At 63.7% G+C, this 19397-nt stretch carries 6 protein-coding genes; 2 read left to right on the top strand and 4 right to left on the bottom strand.

From position 1 onward, the window contains the following. Positions 1 to 148: 148 nt before the first annotated feature. The 3 genes from LVS58_RS19960 to LVS58_RS19950 are packed head-to-tail and all read right to left on the bottom strand — an operon-like array spanning position 149 to position 4562. Positions 149 to 1477 (bottom strand): TolC family outer membrane protein, encoded by a 1329-nt coding sequence (locus LVS58_RS19960; RefSeq protein ID WP_233692483.1) that lies wholly within the window; start codon positions 1475 to 1477, stop codon positions 149 to 151. A gap of 1 nt (position 1478) precedes the next feature. After that, positions 1479 to 2819: an HlyD family type I secretion periplasmic adaptor subunit gene (locus LVS58_RS19955; protein ID WP_233692482.1), complete on the bottom strand. Its 1341-nt coding sequence runs from the start codon at positions 2817 to 2819 to the stop codon at positions 1479 to 1481. Between the two features lie 6 nt (positions 2820 to 2825). Beyond that, a complete protein-coding gene (locus tag LVS58_RS19950) occupies positions 2826 to 4562 on the bottom strand; it encodes a type I secretion system permease/ATPase (protein ID WP_233692481.1) in 1737 nt (578 codons plus the stop codon). Positions 4563 to 5107: 545 nt separating this feature from the next. On the opposite strand from LVS58_RS19950, the gene LVS58_RS19945 reads away from it, so the two are divergent. Then, positions 5108 to 15934 carry a peroxidase family protein gene (locus tag LVS58_RS19945; RefSeq protein ID WP_233692480.1) on the top strand — a complete coding sequence of 3609 codons (10827 nt, stop codon included), beginning with the start codon at positions 5108 to 5110 and terminating at the stop codon, positions 15932 to 15934. Between the two features lie 159 nt (positions 15935 to 16093). After that, positions 16094 to 16579 (top strand): isochorismatase family protein, encoded by a 486-nt coding sequence (locus LVS58_RS19940; RefSeq protein WP_233692479.1) that lies wholly within the window; start codon positions 16094 to 16096, stop codon positions 16577 to 16579. Positions 16580 to 16605: 26 nt separating this feature from the next. On the opposite strand, the gene LVS58_RS19935 is transcribed toward LVS58_RS19940, so the two are convergent. Continuing rightward, the gene (locus tag LVS58_RS19935) at positions 16606 to 19377 is read right to left on the bottom strand and encodes an amino acid adenylation domain-containing protein (protein ID WP_233692478.1); all 2772 of its coding nucleotides are present in this window, start codon (positions 19375 to 19377) and stop codon (positions 16606 to 16608) included. Positions 19378 to 19397 lie beyond the last annotated feature (20 nt).

Here is a 19397-nt window from a genome sequence, read left to right as displayed (position 1 = left end):
AGCTACGGCAGCCTGCAGGGCGTGATCATCGACTACCTACCGGCGCTGCTGATCAGCTTTGCGGACCATTGCCAGCGGTTTGGCCTTGCTGGTCAGTTCGCAGTTCAAGGCCGCTCGTGCAGGGGCAGTGCATAGCTTGAGGTGACAATCAATTGCTGACTATCAGCTCCGGCCCCAGGTAATCATTGATCTGCTCGATATCATCATCCCCCAGGCTGCCCACCGACGAGGCCAGCCGCAGGCGCGACATCAGGTAGTTGAGCTTGGCCTCGAACAGGTCATGGCGTGCGTCATACAGCAGCTCTTCGGCATTGAGCACATCCGAGTTGGTGCTGGTGCCACCTTCCTTGAAGCCCTTGCGAGTCGAAGTCAGCGAGCGCTCGTTGGAGGCCACGGCCTTTTCCAGTGCTTGAATGCGCAGGGCGCCACTCTGCACACCACGGTACTCGCGGGTAGTGTTGGAAATCACCTCCTGGCGAGTGGCGTCCAGTTCATCCAGGGCCTTGGCACTGTTGGCGCTGGCCTGGCGGGTCAGGGCACTGGTGCTGCCGCCGCTGTACAGCGGGATGTTCAGCTCCAGCCCGATCGAGCTGTAGTGGTTGCGCTGATTCAGCTCGGAAATCGACTGGCTGCTGCCAGCGGTGTAGCCCGCCACGAAATCCAGCGTGGGGTAATGCCCGGCGCGGGCGCGGTTGACTTCTTCCTCGGCCAGCGCGTAGCTGTGCCGGCGCGCATGAATCAGCGGGCTGTCGGCCTGGGCCTTGGCCAGCCACGCCTGCAGGTTGCCCGGCATCAGGGGCGGGGTGGTGAAGGCCGACTGCAGGGTGGTCAACGCCTGCGGGGTTTCGCCAATGTATTCCTCCAGCTTGCGCCGGGCGTTGACCAGGTTGTCCTGGGCGTCGATCAGGTCGGCCTCGGCCAGGTCGCGGCGGGCCACTGACTCGTCGACATCGGTGATGGTGCCGGCGCCCAGTTCCTTTCGCCGCTTCGCCGATGCCAACTGTTCCTCGAAAGCGTTCAGCTTGGCCTTGGCCAGGGTGATGGTTTCGCTGGCCAGCAGCACGTCGAAGTAAGCGTCGGCCAGGCGCACCGCTGCGTCCTGGCTCTTGGCGTCGAACACCGCCACGCTGTAGTCGGCCCGTTGCTGGCCCTGGCGGTACTCGGCCATCTTCTGCTTGTTGAACAGGGGCTGGCGCAGGCGCACGTTGGCGCCCTTGGAGTCATAGTCGAGGTCGTTGTCCTGGCCATTCTGGCGCTGGCTGCCATTGACCTGGTTGAAGTAGGCGGCGGCGTTGATCTGCGGAAGCAGGCCGGCCTCGCCGATGGCGCGGTTCTCGCCACCGGCTTGTTTCTCATGCATGGCAGCGCGATAGATCGGGCCTTGGTACTGCAACAGGTCCCAGGCTTGCTTCAGGTCCATGGCACTGGCCTGTACGGCAACTCCCAGCAGGCACACCATCATGCACGGGCGTTTCATGTCATTGCTCCTTGAACGCGGCGTCCACGCGTTCGAGCATTGGTTTGAGCAGGTAGCTGAGCAGGTTGCGCTCGCCGGTCTTGATGGTGACGGTGGCAGGCATGCCGGGGCGGATGTGGTTGCTGCCCAGCAAGCCCATGCCGGCCGGCGTCACTTCCACCTGGGCCAGGTAGAACGGCTGCTTGCTTTCTTCGTCGAGTAGCCGGTCGGCGGAAATGGTTTTTACCCGGCCGGGAATGTTCGGCGTCTGCGCATGGTTGAAGGCCGGGAAGGCGATGTCCACGGCAAGGCCTGGGACCATCTTGTCGATCGCCTGCACCGGGATCATTGCATCGACCTGCAGCGGCTGGTCGAGCGGCACCACTTCCATGATCTTGGCCCCGGGCTGAATGATGCCGCCGACCGTGGCGATGCTCAGGCCCTGGACCATGCCGTCGATCGGCGAGCGTATCACCGTGTGGGTCACTTCATAGTCCAGTGCACGCAAGCGGTCGGCCAGGGTGGTGTTTTCCTTGGCGGTGTCGGTCAGTTGCGACTCCACCTCCTTCAGGTAGTCGTGCTGGCGCTGCAGGATGCGCAGCTTGATCTCGGTGGCCTGGCTACGCGCCCGGGCAATGTTATTGAGGTTTTCGGCCTGGCCCGCGGACAGGTCGGCATTGCTGCGCTCCAGCTCCAGCAGACGGTTGCGGGGTACATAACCTTCGGCGGCCAGTACCCGAGTGCCCTGCAGTTCCTGGTTGAGGAAGCCGATCTGCGAGGCGCGGGCGCCGTACACCTGCTGCAAGCCCTTCAGTTGCACTGCCGAGGCCGTGAGGTTTTCTTCCAGGATGCTCAGTTCACCGGCAAGGCCCGCGCGGCGGGTATCGAGCAGGCGCTGTTGCAGGTCCATGGCGGCCAGCAGGCGTGGGTCATTGGCGTAGTGTTCAAGCAGGGCAGGGTCGAACGTGACGGTATCGCGGCCATCGCGCTCGGCTTCCAGGCGGTTTTCCACGGTCTTGCTGACGATGTACTGGGCGCTGAGTGCGCCTTGTTCGGCCACCGCACGCAGCGCATCGAGGCGCACCACTTCCTGGCCTTTCTTCACCACATCGCCTTCGCGCACCATGATCGCTTCAACGGTGCCACCGCTCAGGTGCTGGACCGCCTTTCGGTTACTGGTGACCTTGACCGTACCGGTGGCGACCACGCCGGCGTCCAGTGGCGCCAGGCAGGACCACAGCAGAAAGCCACCGAAGCCGGCGATGACCAGCCATACGCCCCAGCGTACCGGGCGGCCCGCGTCCAGATCGATCAGGTGGCTGGTCTCGGCGGGGATCAGTTCGGCCTGTTGAGTCATCTGCATGGTCGGTTACTCCCGTACTTTGACCGAAGCCAGCGGTGCCGCAGCCGTTGCCGGGATCACCGCGGCCTTGCGCAGCGCGGCAAACACTTCGTCGCGGCTGCCCAGCATGTGCACACCGCCGTCGCGCAACATCAGTATCTGGTCGACCGCGCACAGCACATTGGGCCGGTGGGAAATCATCACCACCGTGGCGCCGCGTGCCTTGAGCTCTGCCAGGGCATCGACGAGGGCTTTTTCACCCACGTCGTCGAGGTTGGCGTTGGGTTCGTCCAGCACCACCAGGTTGGGCTCGCCATACAGGGCGCGGGCCAGCGCGATGCGTTGCTTCTGGCCGCCAGACAATGGGCTGCCATCGGCGGCCAGGCGGGTGTCGTAGCCTTGCGGGAAGCGCAGGATCATGTCGTGTACCCCGCTGCTGCGGGCGGCACGGATCACCTTGTCGCTGTCCACCTCGGCAAAGCGGGCGATGTTTTCGGCGATGGTGCCTTCGAACAGCTCCACGTCCTGCGGCAGGTAGCCCAGCCACGGGCCCAGTTCGGCCTTGTTCCAGGTGAAGATATCGGCGCCGTCCAAACGCACCTTGCCGGCTTGGGCCGGCCACACCCCTACCAACAGGCGGGCGAGGGTGGACTTGCCCGAGGCCGAAGGGCCGATGACACCCAGGCTGTCACCCGGGGCCAGGCTGAAGCTCACCCCGCGTACGATACTGGTGCTGCTGCCAGGGGCGCCGGCGATCACGTTCTCCACGGCCAGCATGCCCATTGGCCGCTGCAGCGACATGCTCGGTGGCCGTTGCGGGTAGTCCTGCAGCAGGTCATTGAGTCTGCCCCAGGCCAGGCGGCAGCCCAGCAGTTGTTTCCACGCAGCGATCACCTGTTCCACCGGGCCCAGGGCTCGGCCGGTAAGGATCGAGCAGGCGATCATCATGCCGGGGGTGATTGTGCCCTCGATCGCCAGCAGCGCGCCGGTTCCGAGGATCAGCGACTGCAGGGTGATGCGCACGAAGCGCCCGGTGCTGCTGATCAGCGCCGCGCGGTCGGAGGCCAGGGTCTGCATCTGCAGGATACGCAAATGGCCCTGGTACCAGCGCTTGCCGATTGACGGCAGCATGCCCATGGCTTCGATCACTTCGGCATTGCGCAGGTTATTGTTGGCGTAGCTGGCCGACGACATGGCTGCCTGGTTGGCTTCGGCCAAGGGTTTTTGCGTGGCCTTTTCAGTGAGGTAGGCCAGGCCGACGAGGATCAGCGAGCCAATTGTGGTGACCAGCCCGAGCCACGGATGGATCAGGTAGCAAACCAGCAGGTAGATCGGTGTCCAGGGGGCGTCGAAGAACGCAAACAAACCGTTGCCGGTGAGAAACTGCCGTACCTGCGCCAGGTCCTGCAGGGCCTGGGCCGGGTTGCCGCCGGCACGGCTTAGGTTGCGCTCGAAGGCCGCGCTGAAAATGCGCCGGTTCAGGCTCATGTCCAGCCCGTTGCCCACCCTTATCAACACCCGGGTGCGGACCATCTCCAGGGCCGACATCAGTAGGAACAGCCCGACCACCAGCAAGGTGAGCATGCATAAGGTCGTGACGTTGCGGCTGACTAGGGCGCGGTCATACACCTGCAACATATAAATGGCTGGCGTCAACATCATGACGTTTATCACGCCGCTGAAGGCGGCCAGGGCGTAGAAGCTGCGGCGCAAGCGAAACAGAACGTCGGCCAGCTCGGAGCGGGTGCGTGGTGGCTTGGGCATCTGGGGGCCTCCCTTTTTCACAAAGCGGGAAGCCCTTGCGGCACCCCCGTACAACGGCACTTGTGGCTTCTTGGTCGGCTCGCAGGCGGGTCGCTTTGTTGGCGTTATTGCCCAAGACGCTGCGTTGCTCCCACATGCAGCAGCGTAGGTTGCAACGAAACATCCGGTAATATCATTTTGCTCTATAAATACTTTGAACTTTTTATAAGTCGCAGAAAAACAGTGAGTTGCATCGCATTATCATCGGTGGAGATTTTTTTGACGAAATATTGACAAGCGTTTTGCCTACGACTTTAGTCTGAAGTATTCGGGCCCTGTGCGAGCTGGGATCGATGCATGTGCGTTACACCTGTTGCGCACGGTTTACAGGGCCCTCCCGCAACGGGGTGCCAGCTTGCCAAGAAGAGGCCAGAGGTTTCAGCACACGAGTGCTGGGCTACTGAGCCCGGTACATCCAACCAGATTCTGCGCACGTCAACACTGACTGGGCGCGGGAAGGACCCTGTTGCCCTGTGTCATCTCCGGACAGATCGAGGGCAACTGCAATGGCCAATTTCAGCAAGTCGGACCTTGAATTCATCCTCAAACAGATCTTCATCGCTGAGGCGCACGCCGATGGCGCCAGCCTGATCGACCTGCTGCCCAACAGCCAGGTACCCTTTGGCCTGCGCACGGTGGACGGCAGCTACAACAACCTGGTCGCCGGGCAGAGCGAGTTCGGCGCATCCGACAACTCGTTCCTGCGCCTGCTCGAAGCGTCCTACCGTGCCAACTATGTCGGCACCGGCAATGTCGTCGATTCGCAACCGCGCACCATCAGCAACCTGATCGTCGACCAGACAGCCAACAACCCGGCCGCAGTCGAGGCCAACGGCGGTGCCGCCTCGGTGATGAGCCCCGGGATCGACGGGGTGTTCGGCACCGCTGACGACAAGCCTGTGTTCTTCATCCCCAACGTGTCGCCAGACGCTGGGCTGACCGCCGGCTTCAACGCCTGGATGACCTTCTTCGGCCAGTTCTTCGACCACGGCCTGGACCTGGTCAGCAAGAGCAGCACCGATATCGTGTTCATCCCGCTGCGCCCCGACGACCCACTGTTCGTGGCCGGCAGCCCGACCAACTTCATGGTACTGTCCCGCGCCGTGCGCACCGCCGGCGCCGATGGCGTGGTGGGTACCGCCGACGATAGCCAGCCCAACACCACCTCGCCCTTCGTCGACCAGAGCCAGACCTACAGCTCGCACCCCTCGCACCAGGTGTTCCTGCGCGAATATACGGTCAACGCCGCAGGTGACCCGGTGGCTACCGGGCGCCTGATCACCAACCGTGATCTGGGCGCCGATGGCAAGTTCGGCACCGCCGACGATGGCAACGGCGAAAGCGGTGGCATGGCCACTTGGGCGGTGGTCAAGGCCCAGGCCCGTGACCTGCTGGGTATCAACCTGACCGATGCCGACGTGCACAGCGTGCCGCTGCTGGCCACCGATGCCTACGGCAACTTCCTGCGCGGACCCAACGGCATGCCGCAGGTGGTCATGCGCGTGAACAACGGCGCCGATGGCATTGCTGGCACCGCTGATGATGTCACCCAGTTGGTCGAGGGTGACCGCAATGCACCGATCAGCCTGGCCAATGCCGTGAGTACCGGGCATGGCTTCCTTGACGACATTGCCCACAATGCCGCACCGGTGGTGGTCGGGGGTGCGCTGCAGGCCGACGCCGACACCCTGGTGGGCAACGCGCAGCCGGTCGGGCAGGGTGGCAACAACCTGACCTACGACAACGAATTGCTCGACGCGCACTATATCGCCGGTGACGGCCGGGTGAACGAGAACATCGGCCTGACCGCCGTGCACCATGTGTTCCACTCTGAGCACAACCGCCTGGTGCAGCAGACCAAGGACACTCTGCTGGCTGCGGGCGACCTGGCGTTCCTCAATGAATGGTTGATCGACGATGTAACCGCTATCCCGACCACGCCTGCCGGCATCGCCGCGCTGGTATGGGATGGTGAGCGGCTGTTCCAGGCCGCCAAGTTCGGCACCGAGATGCAGTACCAGCACCTGGTGTTCGAAGAGTTCGCCCGCACCATCCAGCCGCAGATCGACGAGTTCCTCGCCCCCAACGGCTATGACACCTCGATCAACCCGGCGATCCTCGCCGAGTTCGCCCATGTGGTGTACCGCTTTGGCCACTCGATGCTGACCGAGACCGTCGACCGCTTCGACCCGGCGTTCAACCCGGTTTCTGCCGACCCGGTCAACCCCGACCAGCAGTTGGGCCTGATTGCCGCGTTCCTCAACCCGCTGGCGTTCGCCGGTAGTGGGGCCACGGCGGATGAAGCGGCGGGCGCTATCATCCGCGGCGTTACCCGCCAGGTAGGCAACGAGATCGATGAGTTCGTCACCGAAGCCCTGCGCAACAACCTGCTCGGCCTGCCACTTGACCTGCCTGCGCTGAACATCGCTCGCGGTCGTGATACCGGCATCCCCAGCCTGAACGAGGCCCGCCGCGAGTTCTATGCCGCGACCGGCGACAGCCAGCTCAAGCCCTACATCAGCTGGGTCGACTTTGCCGATCACCTCAAGCATCCGGCGTCGCTGGTCAACTTCATTGCCGCCTACGGCACCCACAGCAGCATTACCGGGGCCACCACCGAGGCCGCCAAGCGCGCCGCCGCCGTGGCATTGGTACTTGGCGGTGACGGCGCGCCCCTCGACCGCCTCGACTTCCTCAACAGCACCGGTGCCTATGCCAACGTGACGCTGGCCGGCGCGGACGGCATCGCCGGCACGGCCGACGACATTGCCGGGGTGACCGTGACCGGGGTCGACGCCATCGATTTCTGGGTTGGCGGCCTGGCCGAGAAGAAAATGCCGTTTGGCGGCATGCTCGGCTCCAGCTTCAACTTTGTCTTCGAAACCCAGCTGGAAGCGTTGCAGAACGGTGACCGCTTCTACTACCTGTCGCGCACGGCGGGCATGAATTTCGGTACGGAGCTGGAAAACAACTCCTTCGCCAAGCTGATCATGGCCAACTCCGACGTCACCCACCTGTCCAACACTGTGTTCCTCACTCCCACGTTCACGTTGGAAGTGAACCAGGCCAATCAGTTCACCGGGCTGGGAGCCGACGGCAAGGCCGACCCCACTGGCGGCATCGAGATCAACGGGGTTGAAATCGTTCCGTTGGTGATCCGCGATAACCCTGATACTGTCGGGCCAGACGGCAACTTCCTGCACTACACCGGTAAGGACCATGTGGTGCTGGGTGGTACCGCTGGCAACGACATCATCATCTCCAGCGAAGGCGACGACACCCTCTATGGTGATGCAGGTGATGACGTGCTCGAAGGCGGCGCCGGCAACGACGCGGTGCTGGGCGGCGCGGGCGACGACATCATCACCGATTCGTTCGGCGACAACCGCCTCGAAGGCAACGCCGGCAACGACGTGATCGTCGCTGGCAGCATGGGGGTTGCCGGTAACCTGATCCTGGGCGGCGATGGCCAGGACTTCATCATCACCACCGAGGACATCAGTACCACCTTCGGCGGCCAAGGCGACGACTTCATCCTCGGTGCCAAGACCAACCTGCCACCTACCGGTAACGAGGGTGACGACTGGATCGAGAAGGGGACCCAGGACGGCGCACCTGGTGACAATTTCGCGCCCTTGCTGGGTGACGAAGTCATTGGCAACGACATTTTCGTCGGGGGCGGCGGCTTCGATGAAATGATCGGTGAGGGCGGCGACGATATCTTCGTCGGCAGTGATGCCCAAGACAAAATGGATGGCATGTCCGGTTTCGACTGGGTCACCAACAAGAATGACCGCGTGGGTGTCACCGTGGACCTCAGCCTGGCCGCGTTGGCTCAGCCCCATGGCAATGCGCCTAACCAGAACGCTGGCGTGTTCAACCCTGTGGGCGCTTCGCCTGCCTCGATCCTGGACAGGTTTGCCGAGGTCGAAGGGGTGTCCGGTTCGGCCTACGCCGATGTGCTCAAGGGCGACGACGTCGATGCCGTGACCATTCTCAACCATGGCGGCGCCACCGGCAGTGCGCTGACCAACGTGGCGCTGATCCGTGGGTTGCAGCAGTTCCTGGCGGATGCTGGCTTGCCCACCACCGGCTTTGCCACCGGTAACATCATGCTCGGGGGTAATGGCAGCGACCTGATCGAAGGCCGTGGTGGCGATGACCTGATCGATGGTGACAAGTGGCTCAACGTGCGCATCGCCGTGTATGCCCCTGGTGATGTGAACCATACCGGCCCGGAAATCGCCAGCTTCGACAGCATGGTCGACATGATTCCGTTCATGCTTGACCGCACCTACAACCCCGGCCAGCTCAAGGCCGTGCGCGAAATCCTGCCCGGCACTTCGACCGGCGGGGCCGCCTTCGACACGGCAATATTCTCTGGGCTACAGAGCGAGTACGTGGTGACCCAGAACACCAAGGGCACCGCCGATGTTGCCGACGACGTCTGGACCGTGACCGATACCGTGGCCGGCCGCGATGGCGTCGATACCCTGTTGCACATCGAACGCCTGCAGTTTGCCGACAGCCAGCGCGTACTGGTGGAAGGGGTGAACGCACAACCCACCGGCAGCCCGACCCTGCTCGACGGCAACGGCGGTGCGCTTACCGTGGGCGACATGCTGACGGTGAGCGTGGCCGGCGTGCGCGACGCCAACAATATCAGTGCGGGCAACCCGACCGGCTCGCTCGCCGACCGTTCGGTGTCTTACTACTGGCAATTCGAGGCCAACCCGGGCAGCGGTGTGTTCCAGGACATCGTCCTGCTGCCGGCAGGCGACCTGGCCTTCCAGAGCGCCGATGGCACTTCGTTCAAGGTGTCGCCAGACCTGGCTGGGCTGAGCTTGCGGGTCAAGGCAATCTATCAGGATGCCCATGGCACCACCGAAGTGCTGTACTCGCAGCCTACCGCGGTGGTGCAGCCAGGTGCGCCCGTGGTGCCGACAGCGGCCACCCCGGTGGTGGATGCCAGTGACGGCGGCGCCGGCCTGCACATGGTGCGCTCCGACCTGAACTTCATTCTCGCGCAAATCAAGATTGCCGAGGCCGATGCAGCCGGGCAGGACATCCTCTCGCTGATCCCCAACATCCGCGCAGCCATGGGCCTGCGTGCGGTGGATGGTTCGAACAACAACCTGATGAACCTGAATGGCATCAACAATACCCAATACGGTGCCGCCGACAACGTCTTCCCGCGCCTGAGCGACCCGGTATTCAACCCGGCCGAAGGTGCGCCAGCCGGCTTCTTCGGCCCAGGTTCCCCCGCGATCCCGGGCTCGTCGTACCAGCAGACCAGCGGGCCGGTGTTCGATTCGCAGCCACGTACCATCAGCAACCTGATTGTCGACCAGACCTCCAACAACCCGGCAGCCTATGCCACCGCGTATGACCCGGGTGCCGATGGCGTGCTCAACTTCGGCGCCGCAGGCAACGACGACGTGCTCAAGGATGGCGTGCGCATCGTCGCCAGCCCGGGCATGGACGGCCAGTTCGGCACCACCGACGACCATGACGTGTACCTGTTCGAGAACACCGCGGCCGATGCCGGGCTGTCTGCGCCGTTCAACGCCTGGATGACCTTCTTCGGGCAGTTTTTCGACCATGGTCTGGACCTGGTCACCAAGGGCGGCTCCGGTACCATCTACATCCCGCTGCAACCGGACGACCCGCTGTACGTGGAGGGTGGCTTCACCAACTTCATGGTGGTAACCCGTGCCACCAACCTGCCTGGGCCGGACGGCATTCTGGGTAACGCCGACGACATCCACGAACACACCAACACCACCACCCCGTTCGTCGACCAGAACCAGACCTACAGCTCGCATCCTTCGCACCAGGTGTTCCTGCGCGCGTATGTGATGACCGACGACGGCCCGGTCGCCACGGGCCGGTTGATCACCAATCGCGACCTGGGCGCTGATGGGCGGTTCGGCACGGCCGACGACACCGAGATCGGCGGCATGGCCACCTGGAAGGTGGTCAAGGCCCAGGCCCGCGACCTGCTCGGCATCAACCTGACTGACGCCGACGTCGACAATGTGCCGCTGCTGGCCACCGACGCCTACGGCAACTTCATCAAAGGGCCCAACGGCTACCCGATGGTGGTGATGAAAGGCCTGGACGGCATTGCCGGCACCGCTGATGACCAGGAGGTAGAAGGCAACCCGCTGGCACCGCTCGACCTGACCAACGCCGTGCGTACCGGGCACCAGTTCCTTGCCGACATCGCCCACAATGCCGTGCCGGTGTTCAGTGGCGGCGTGCTGGCGCCGGATGCCGACAACGTTGCCGGCAATGCCGTGCCGGTCAACCCGCAGACCGGTGCCAACCTGGCCTACGACAACGAGCTGCTGGACGCGCACTACATCGCCGGTGACGGCCGGGTCAACGAGAACATCGGCCTGACCGCCGTGCATGCGATTTTCCACTCGGAGCACAACCGGCTGGTGGCGCAGACCATGGACACCGTGCTCGACTCGGGTGACCTGGCCTTCCTAAACGAATGGCTGCTCAACCCCGTCAGCGCCTTGCCAGTCACCCCAGCCGAGATCGAAGCCCTGGTGTGGAATGGCGAGCGGCTGTTCCAGGCGGCCAAGTTCGGCACCGAAATGCAATACCAGCACCTGGTGTTCGAGGAGTTCGCCCGCACCGTGCAACCTCGGGTCGACCTGTTCTTTGCCCCGACCCAGGTCTACGACGTCGACCTCGATGCCTCGATCGTGGCCGAGTTCGCCCACACCGTGTACCGCTTCGGTCACTCGATGCTGACCGAGACTGTCGACCGCTTCGACATCGACTTCAACGTCATCCAGGACCCGGCCAGCGCCAACCCCGACCAGCAGCTGGGGCTGATCGCCGCCTTCCTCAACCCGCTGGCCTATGCCGCCAGTGGCGTCACCCCCGAGGACGCCACCAGCGCCATCGTGCGCGGGGTCACCCGCCAGGCCGGTAACGAAATCGACGAGTTCGTCACCGAGGCGCTGCGCAACAACCTGCTCGGCCTGCCACTGGACCTGCCAGCGATCAACATCGCCCGTGGCCGCGACGTCGGTATCCCTTCGCTAAATGCTGTGCGCCGCGATATCTACGGGCAAACCGGCGATACCCAGCTCAAGCCTTACACCAGCTGGGTCGACCTGGTGCAACACCTCAAGCACCCAGAGTCGCTGATCAACTTCATCGCGGCCTACGGCACCCACAGCACCATCACCGCTGCCACCACCCTGCTGGAAAAACGCGCCGCGGCCATGGCCCTGGTGTTCGGCGGCGATGGCGCACCTGCCGACCGCATGGACTTCCTCAACAGCAGCGGCGCCTGGGCCAACGTGACCCTGCCCGGCAAGGACGGTGTACTTGGGACTGCCGATGACCTCAAGGCAGTTACCGTGACCGGTGTCGATGCCATCGACCTGTGGATCGGCGGCCTGGCCGAAGCAAAAGCGCCATTTGGCGGCATGCTCGGCAGCACCTTCAACTTCGTGTTCGAGAACCAGATGGAGAAACTGCAGGACGGCGACCGCTTCTACTACCTGGAGCGCACGGCGGGCCTGTCGATGAACGCTGAGCTGGAAAGCAACTCGTTCGCCAAGCTGATCATGGCCAACAGCTCGGCCACCCACCTGCCAGGCCTGGTGTTCTCCGACCCTGGCTTCTACCTGGAACTGGACCAGACCAAGCAGTACAACGAGGGGCTGGGCAGCGCCGACCCGCTGGGCGAAAACGGCGAGCAGGTGGTGTTCCGCGACAGCCCGCTGACGGCTGGCCCGGACACCAACTACATCCGCTATGCCGGTGCCGAGCACATTGTGCTGGGCGGCACCAACGGGGACGATATTCTGGTCTCCAGCGAAGGCGACGACACGGTCTGGGGTGATGCCGGCAACGACCGCATCGAGGGTGGCGACGGCAACGACCAGCTGCGCGGTGGGGCCGGCGACGACATCATCAGCGACATGGGCGGTGACGACAACATCCAGGGCGGCGACGGCAATGATGTGTTGCACGGCGGTAATGGCATCAACCTGATCATCGGCGGTTTCGGCAATGACTTCATCGTCACCGGTGAGGACGCCTCCGAAGCCATTGGCGGCCAAGGCAATGACTTCATCCTCGGAAGCAAGGCCAACGAGCAGGACATGGGCAACGAAGGTGACGACTGGATCGAGAAGGGCACCTCGGACGGCGCGCCTGGCGACAACTTCGATCCGCTCGGCAACGACCCGATCATCGGCAATGACGTCTTCGTCGGCGGCAATGAGAACGACAAGTTCAACGGTGAAGGCGGCGACGATATCATGGTCGGCAGCCTGGGGTTTGGCGACCGGTACATTGGCGGCTCGGGCTACGACTGGGCAACCTTCAAGGACTTGGCCCAGGGCGTGTCCATCGACATGAGCGACCGCTTCTTCGATGTGCCACCGGTACCGGGTTCGGGCGCTTCGACGCTGGTGCGCTTCGACATCATGGAAGGCCTGTCGGGGTCGGCGCATGGCGACTACTTGCGCGGTGACAGCGAAGATGCCACTTCGCTGCCTACTGCAGGTGCTACCGGCAGCGTGCTGACCAACATCAGCCTGATCGACGGCCTGGCCGGCCTGCTGGCGGCCGGGGCGACCTTCTATGACGGCGGCAACATCATCCTCGGTGGCAGCGGCAGCGACCTGCTCGAAGGCCGAGGTGGCGACGATATCCTTGACGGCGACAAGTGGCTGAACGTGCGCATCAGCGTACGCGCCAACCCCGATGGCAGCGGTCCGGAAATCGCCAGCTTCAACAGCATGGAACCGATGGTGCCGTTCATGCTCAACGGCACCTACAACCCGGGCCAGCTGGTGATCGTGCGGGAAATCCTCAGCGGTACCGACCACTACGACACGGCGGTGTTCTCAGGGGTGTCCACCGACTACAGCGTGGTGGTCGATGGCAACTCGGTGATCGTTACCGACCTGGTGGCCGGTCGTGATGGCGTCGACCACCTGACCGGCATCGAGCGCCTGCAGTTTTCTGACAGTTCGCAGGCCTCAGGCGTCGGTACGGCAGTCAATGCCGGCCCCACCGGCCACCTGGCGATTCTCGATGCTAGCACCGGCCTGCGCGACGATACGCCAGTCAGTGGGCAACTGCTGAGGGTAAGCCCCCTCGCCGTGCATGACGCGGACAATATCAGCGCAACCAATGCGACCGGTGCGGTGAACGGCCCCGTGGCCTACTACTGGCAAGTGGAGACGCTGCCGGGTTCCGGGGTTTATGAAGACATCACGACAGTGGCCGCGGGTGAAGCGACACGGGCCACCGGTACGACCTACCGCGTCACGGACGATGTCGCCGGCCTGAGCATCCGCGTGCGTGCGGTGTACCAGGACGCCAAGGGCACGCTGGAAATCGTCGATTCGTCGCCGAACAGCGCGCCGAGCGCCGGGCCGACCGTCACCGGGCTGCTGGTGCAGAACCAGACGCTTACCGCCAACCCGGCAACCATCGTCGATGCCGACGGACTGAGCAACCCTCAGTTCACCTTCCAGTGGCAGTCCAACCGGGGTGTCGGTTGGGTCAACATCGCCGGCGCCATCAGCAGTACGTTCGTCCTGACCCAGGCGCAAGTGGGGCAGAACATGCGCGTGGTGGTCAGCTACGTGGATGACTTTGGCGTGCAGGAAAGCGTCGCCTCCGACATTCTCGACCCGGTGGCCAACGTCAACGATGCGCCGACCGGTGCGTTGCTGATCAGTGACACCACGCCCGACCAGGGCCAGACACTGACTGCGCTCACTGGCGCAATTGCCGACATCGACGGCCTGGGGGCTTTCAGCTTCCAGTGGCAGCAAGGCACCGGCGGCATCTTCGCCGATATCGCCGGGGCTACGGCGGCCACCTTCACCCCTGGCTTCGCCCAGGGTAACCAGCAGCTGCGGGTGATCGTGCGCTACACCGACGGCTTCGGCACCCTGGAGTCGCTGACCTCGGCGGCGACCGCTGCAGTCACCGTGCCGCCGGGTGTAGTTCTGGTAGGTACCAATGGGGCCAACACCCTGACCGGTACAGCAGGCAACGACGTGATTTCGGGCCTGGGCGGCAACGACACGCTCAACGGCCTGGGCGGCAGCGACCAGCTGTTCGGTGGCATTGGCAACGACATCCTCAATGGCGGTGACGACCCCGACTTCCTCAATGGCGAGGATGGCAACGACACCCTCAACGGCGGGCTTGGCGCAGATGCCATGAATGGCGGTGCCGGCAACGATACCTTCGTGGTCGACAACGTCGGGGATACGGTCACCGAGGCACTCAATGGTGGCACGGACCAGGTGCAGACCAGCCTGGCCAGCTACACCCTGGGCGCCAACGTCGAAAACCTGACCTATACCGGCAGCAGCGCCTTTACCGGTACCGGTAACGCGCTGGCCAACACCCTCACGGGTGGTGCCGGCAACGACCTGCTCAACGGCGGTGCGGGTGCCGACCGCCTGGTGGGTGGCGTGGGCAATGACACCTATGTGGTGGATGACGCCGGGGATGTGGTTGTCGAGGCGACGGGGGCCGGTACGGACCTTGTACGTACCACGCTGGCCAGCCATACCATGGCCGCCAACATCGAGAACCTGACCTATACCGGGGGAGGCAACTTCACCGGCACGGGTAACGGGTTGGCCAACATCATCGATGGCGGGGCAGGTAATGACACGCTCAGCGGCGACGGCGGTAACGATGTGCTCAACGGCAACGCCGGCAACGACACCCTCAACGGCGACGCCGGAAACGACCAGCTGTTCGGCGGCCTGGGTGACGACCAACTGCGCGGTGGAGGGGGGGACGACAGCCTTGATGGCGGTAACGGCAACGACACGTTGCTGGGGGAAGCCGGTAACGACAACCTGAATGGGGGGGCTGGCGATGACAGCCTGGATGGCGGCAACGGCAATGACACCCTGCAGGGCGGCGATGGTAACGACACACTGTTCGGCGACGTGGGTACCGACACCCTGATCGGGGGGGCCGGCAATGACTTCCTCAACGGTGCGGCAGGTAACGATACGGTGGTGGGTGGGGCCGGTAACGACACCATGATCGCCACCGATGGCAACGATGTGTTCCAGTTCGCTGCAGGCTTTGGCAACGACTTGATCATCAATTTCGATGCCATCGCGGCGGGTGGCCAGGACCGGCTGGATATCACCGCCCTCAACATCACCGCAGCCACCTTTGGTGCCAGTGTGACCATCGCCGATGTTGGTGCGGATACCTTGGTAAGCATCGGCGGTGCCGACTCCATACGTTTGGTGGGGGTGGCAGATGCAACCACGGTGACGGCCGCAGACTTCATCCTGGCCGGTTGAGGGGCGCTGGGGTTAGCGGTTACGGGTACAGCAGGGGGCTGCGCAGCAGCCCCTTTGCCCGCGCAAGGAGACGCCGAATGTTTCCCCGGGCTTGTCCAGCGACCACGGCAGTTGCTTCGCGTTATACTCCGCGCCTTTTACCCGTGCCGGAATTCGCCCATGCGCCAGGTTTTGCTCATCGTCGATGTTCAGTCCACCTTCAGCCCGCCTGAGTGGCTGGTCGATGGTTTGCGGCGGTTGTCAGCGAACATTCCCACCATAGCCTCGGTCGAGTTGCACGATGAACAGGTCACGCCGTTCGAGCGCCAGCTCGGCTGGCACCCGGCGGCCGAGGACGAGAGCCTGGTCGAGGCCGACCAGGTGTTCGTCAAGCATGGCTACGGGCAAAGTGCCGAAGCTATCGACTATATCCGGCAACTGGGTGTAGAGCGGGTGCTGGTGTGTGGGCTGCAGACCGAAACCTGCGTGTTGGCTGCCGGCTTTGCCCTGTTCGATGCAGGGCTGATGCCCACGCTGGTGACAGACATGACAATAGGGTCGTCGCTGGACCGCTCGGGCAAGCTGGGGACCGACCTGTGGAAGCACCACTTCCGCCAGGTCACCACTTCGGCCGAGGTGCTGGCTGAACTGGCCGCGCGCGAGTAGTGCATGCGCTGGCGGGGCAGCTTCGTTCAGGTAGAGGTGGCGCGTTCAGTTGGATCGCCCTCATGCGCCTGGTGCTGCTTGCGCCTGCGGGTAAACAGCAGACGCAACAGGGTGTTCCAGCAATAGCTCACCAGTACCCCTCCAGCGAGTGCCAGGGCCACCTCGAACAGCGGGTGCCTGAAAACATGTTCCGCCACCGTCTCGAACTGGAAATGCGTCAGGTAGATATACAAGGTTGACGAAGCGATCACCGCACCTGCCCGTGCAACCAGCGCCGGTACTGGCACCGAGCGGAACCAGACAAGCGCCAGTATCGCTGGCAGGGCGATGTCGACATAGCGTGTGAACGCTTGCCAGCCAACACCGGCAACCGCCATCAGGTCCAGCTCGCCAATCACCAGCACGGCCACCGCACTGGCCACCCATTTGCGTGAGGGGGTGTCGGCATGGTGCACGGCCATGCCCAGCACCATCACCGCAAGGAAGTGCTGGGGTACCCGGTTGAGCAGGGTACTGGCGTCGAAGACGAACTGGTTGAGCAACACATCCAGCGCCACCAGTGCACAGGCAGCGATGGTCAGCCAGCGAAACGGGTCGGCAACCAGCACCTGGCGCACGCGCCTGATCGACAGCACCAGGCCAATGATCACGATCATCTGCACCAACACTTCGATGTACCAGTAATTGAACAGGCTGACCTCGCTGGCGGGGAACCAGTTGGAAACCAGCAGCAGCGATTGCCAATGCAGCCGGTCGAATACCAGCTGGATCAGTGCGGTGTACAACAATGTTGGCACCACGATGGCTGCCAGTGGCCTGAGCAGCGTGCGTGCATCGCCACGCGCTTCGATGGCCTTGAGCTGAAAGCGCGCCAGGGCGATACCGGAAACCAGAAACAGCACCGAGGTTTCGCCGACGATCGGCCAGTGGTCGAACTCGCCCAGGTGGCCGACCACAATCAGGATGATGGCGAGCATGCGTATGAACACTGGCATTTCCATTACCCGCCACGCGCCTTTGGTCGGCGCGCTCAGCTCGGCCAACTGGCACACCGGCAGGGTTTCCCAACGTTCAGGCAGGTGGCCGATGAGCGCCTCCAGCACGCGCGAAGCCTGCACGAATGACAGCGAGTCGCCGCCCAGTTCGACAAAGCTCAACCTGGCGTCCAGGCGCGGCACCTGGAGGATGCGTGCCCAGGCTGTACTCAGCTGTTCGGCCAAGGGTGACAAGGGTGGGCTGATACTGTCTTCAAATGCAGCAGGCAGCGCGCGTTTGTCGACCTTGCCGTTAGGGGTGAGCGGCAGGGCATCGAGGAACACGAACAGTGCCGGTACCATGTAGTCAGGCAACTGGCCGGCGAGGGCCTGGCGCAGTTCGTCAGTTCCGGTGGCCTGCTGCGCGACGCAATAGGCCACCAGCCGGGTCGATGCACCGTCGTGGTTGGCCAGGACCACGCATTGCCCTATGTGCGGGTGACGGCTGATGGCGTTCTCGATCTCCGCCAGCTCGATGCGATGCCCGCGGATTTTCACCTGGCTGTCAGCGCGCCCCAGAAAGCTGGCGCTGCCATCGGCCAGGTAGGTGCCCAGGTCACCCGTGCGGTAACAGCGGTCGGCGGCGTCAGCGGTGAACGGGTTGGCGATGAATTTGGCTTCTGTCAGCCCCGGGTCGTCCCAGTATCCCTGCGACAGGTAGGGGCTGCGGATCAGGATTTCGCCTGTCTCGCCCTCGCTGACCAGCTGGTTGGCCGGGTTTACCACCAGCAACTGTGCATCGGCAATGCCTTTGCCCAAGGGCACCCGGGCATCACCCATATCCGGGGAGAGGGTATGGAAAGCCATGGCCTGTGGGGTTTCGGTGGTGCCGTAGAAGTTCACGTTGACGGCATTCGGTGCGATGGCGCGGACCTGCTGGTACTGCGTGGGGCTGAGTGCATCGCCACCCCAGAACAGGTAGCGCAGCTGGTCGAGAACCTGGCCGTTCAGGTGTGCACCCGTTTCGATCAGCTTGCCCAGCGGCGGGGTGAGGTGGATCACGCTCACTCTGTGCTGGTGAAGCCAGCTGGCCAGCCGTGGAGGGTCGATCAGGGTCGACTGGGCCGGGCAGGCAATGGTCGCGCCAAGCGACAGTGGCGTGAACACGTCGCGGTATACCGGGTCGTGGCCCAGCCCAGAAAGCAGCGAGAAGGTGTCAGCCTGGGTAAAACCGTGCTGGCGTGCATGCCAGTCGATGAAGTGCACCAGCGGTGCGTGGTGGGTAACGACGCCCTTGGGCTCGCCGGTGCTGCCCGAGGTGAAGGTGATGTAGGCCGGCTGTTCCGGGCTGACAGCGGGCAGCGCGTCAGATTGGCGAGTGAAGGCCAGCAGCGCTTGCGCGGGGGCTTCAGGTACCGTGACGACCATGGGCTGGCCGACATCGACGGTTGCCTCGGCACAGCGCAGTACCACCGCAGGCTTCAGGGTGCTGACGATTTGTTCGATACGCGCGGCAGGGTAAGCGGCGTCAGCCACGGTGAAGGCCAGGCCGGCACGCAGGCAGCCGAGCATGGCGTAAACCAGGGCAGCGCTGCGACAGCTGACGATGACCACACGGTCGCTGCCGCTGGCGGCGTTTTTAACCAGAAACGCGGCAATGCCCGCGCTGATCTGCTCCAGTTGGGAGTAGCTGCAGGTTGTGTGCTGGCCGATGATGGCAATGGCCGCCGGGCAGCGGCTGGCCTGCTGGATGAACGCGTGGTGAATGGGCTGTTGGGCACGGTACTCCAGGCACAGCGTCGGGTTCGGGCGCAGGTCCGGCATGATGATCGAGTGCTCCGCAG

This window comes from Pseudomonas sp. JR33AA (assembly GCF_021378985.1).
Lineage (GTDB): Bacteria > Pseudomonadota > Gammaproteobacteria > Pseudomonadales > Pseudomonadaceae > Aquipseudomonas > Aquipseudomonas alloputida.
The sequence above is the reverse complement of the archived record's forward strand: the minus strand, read 5'-3'. Positions and strand labels throughout refer to the sequence as shown.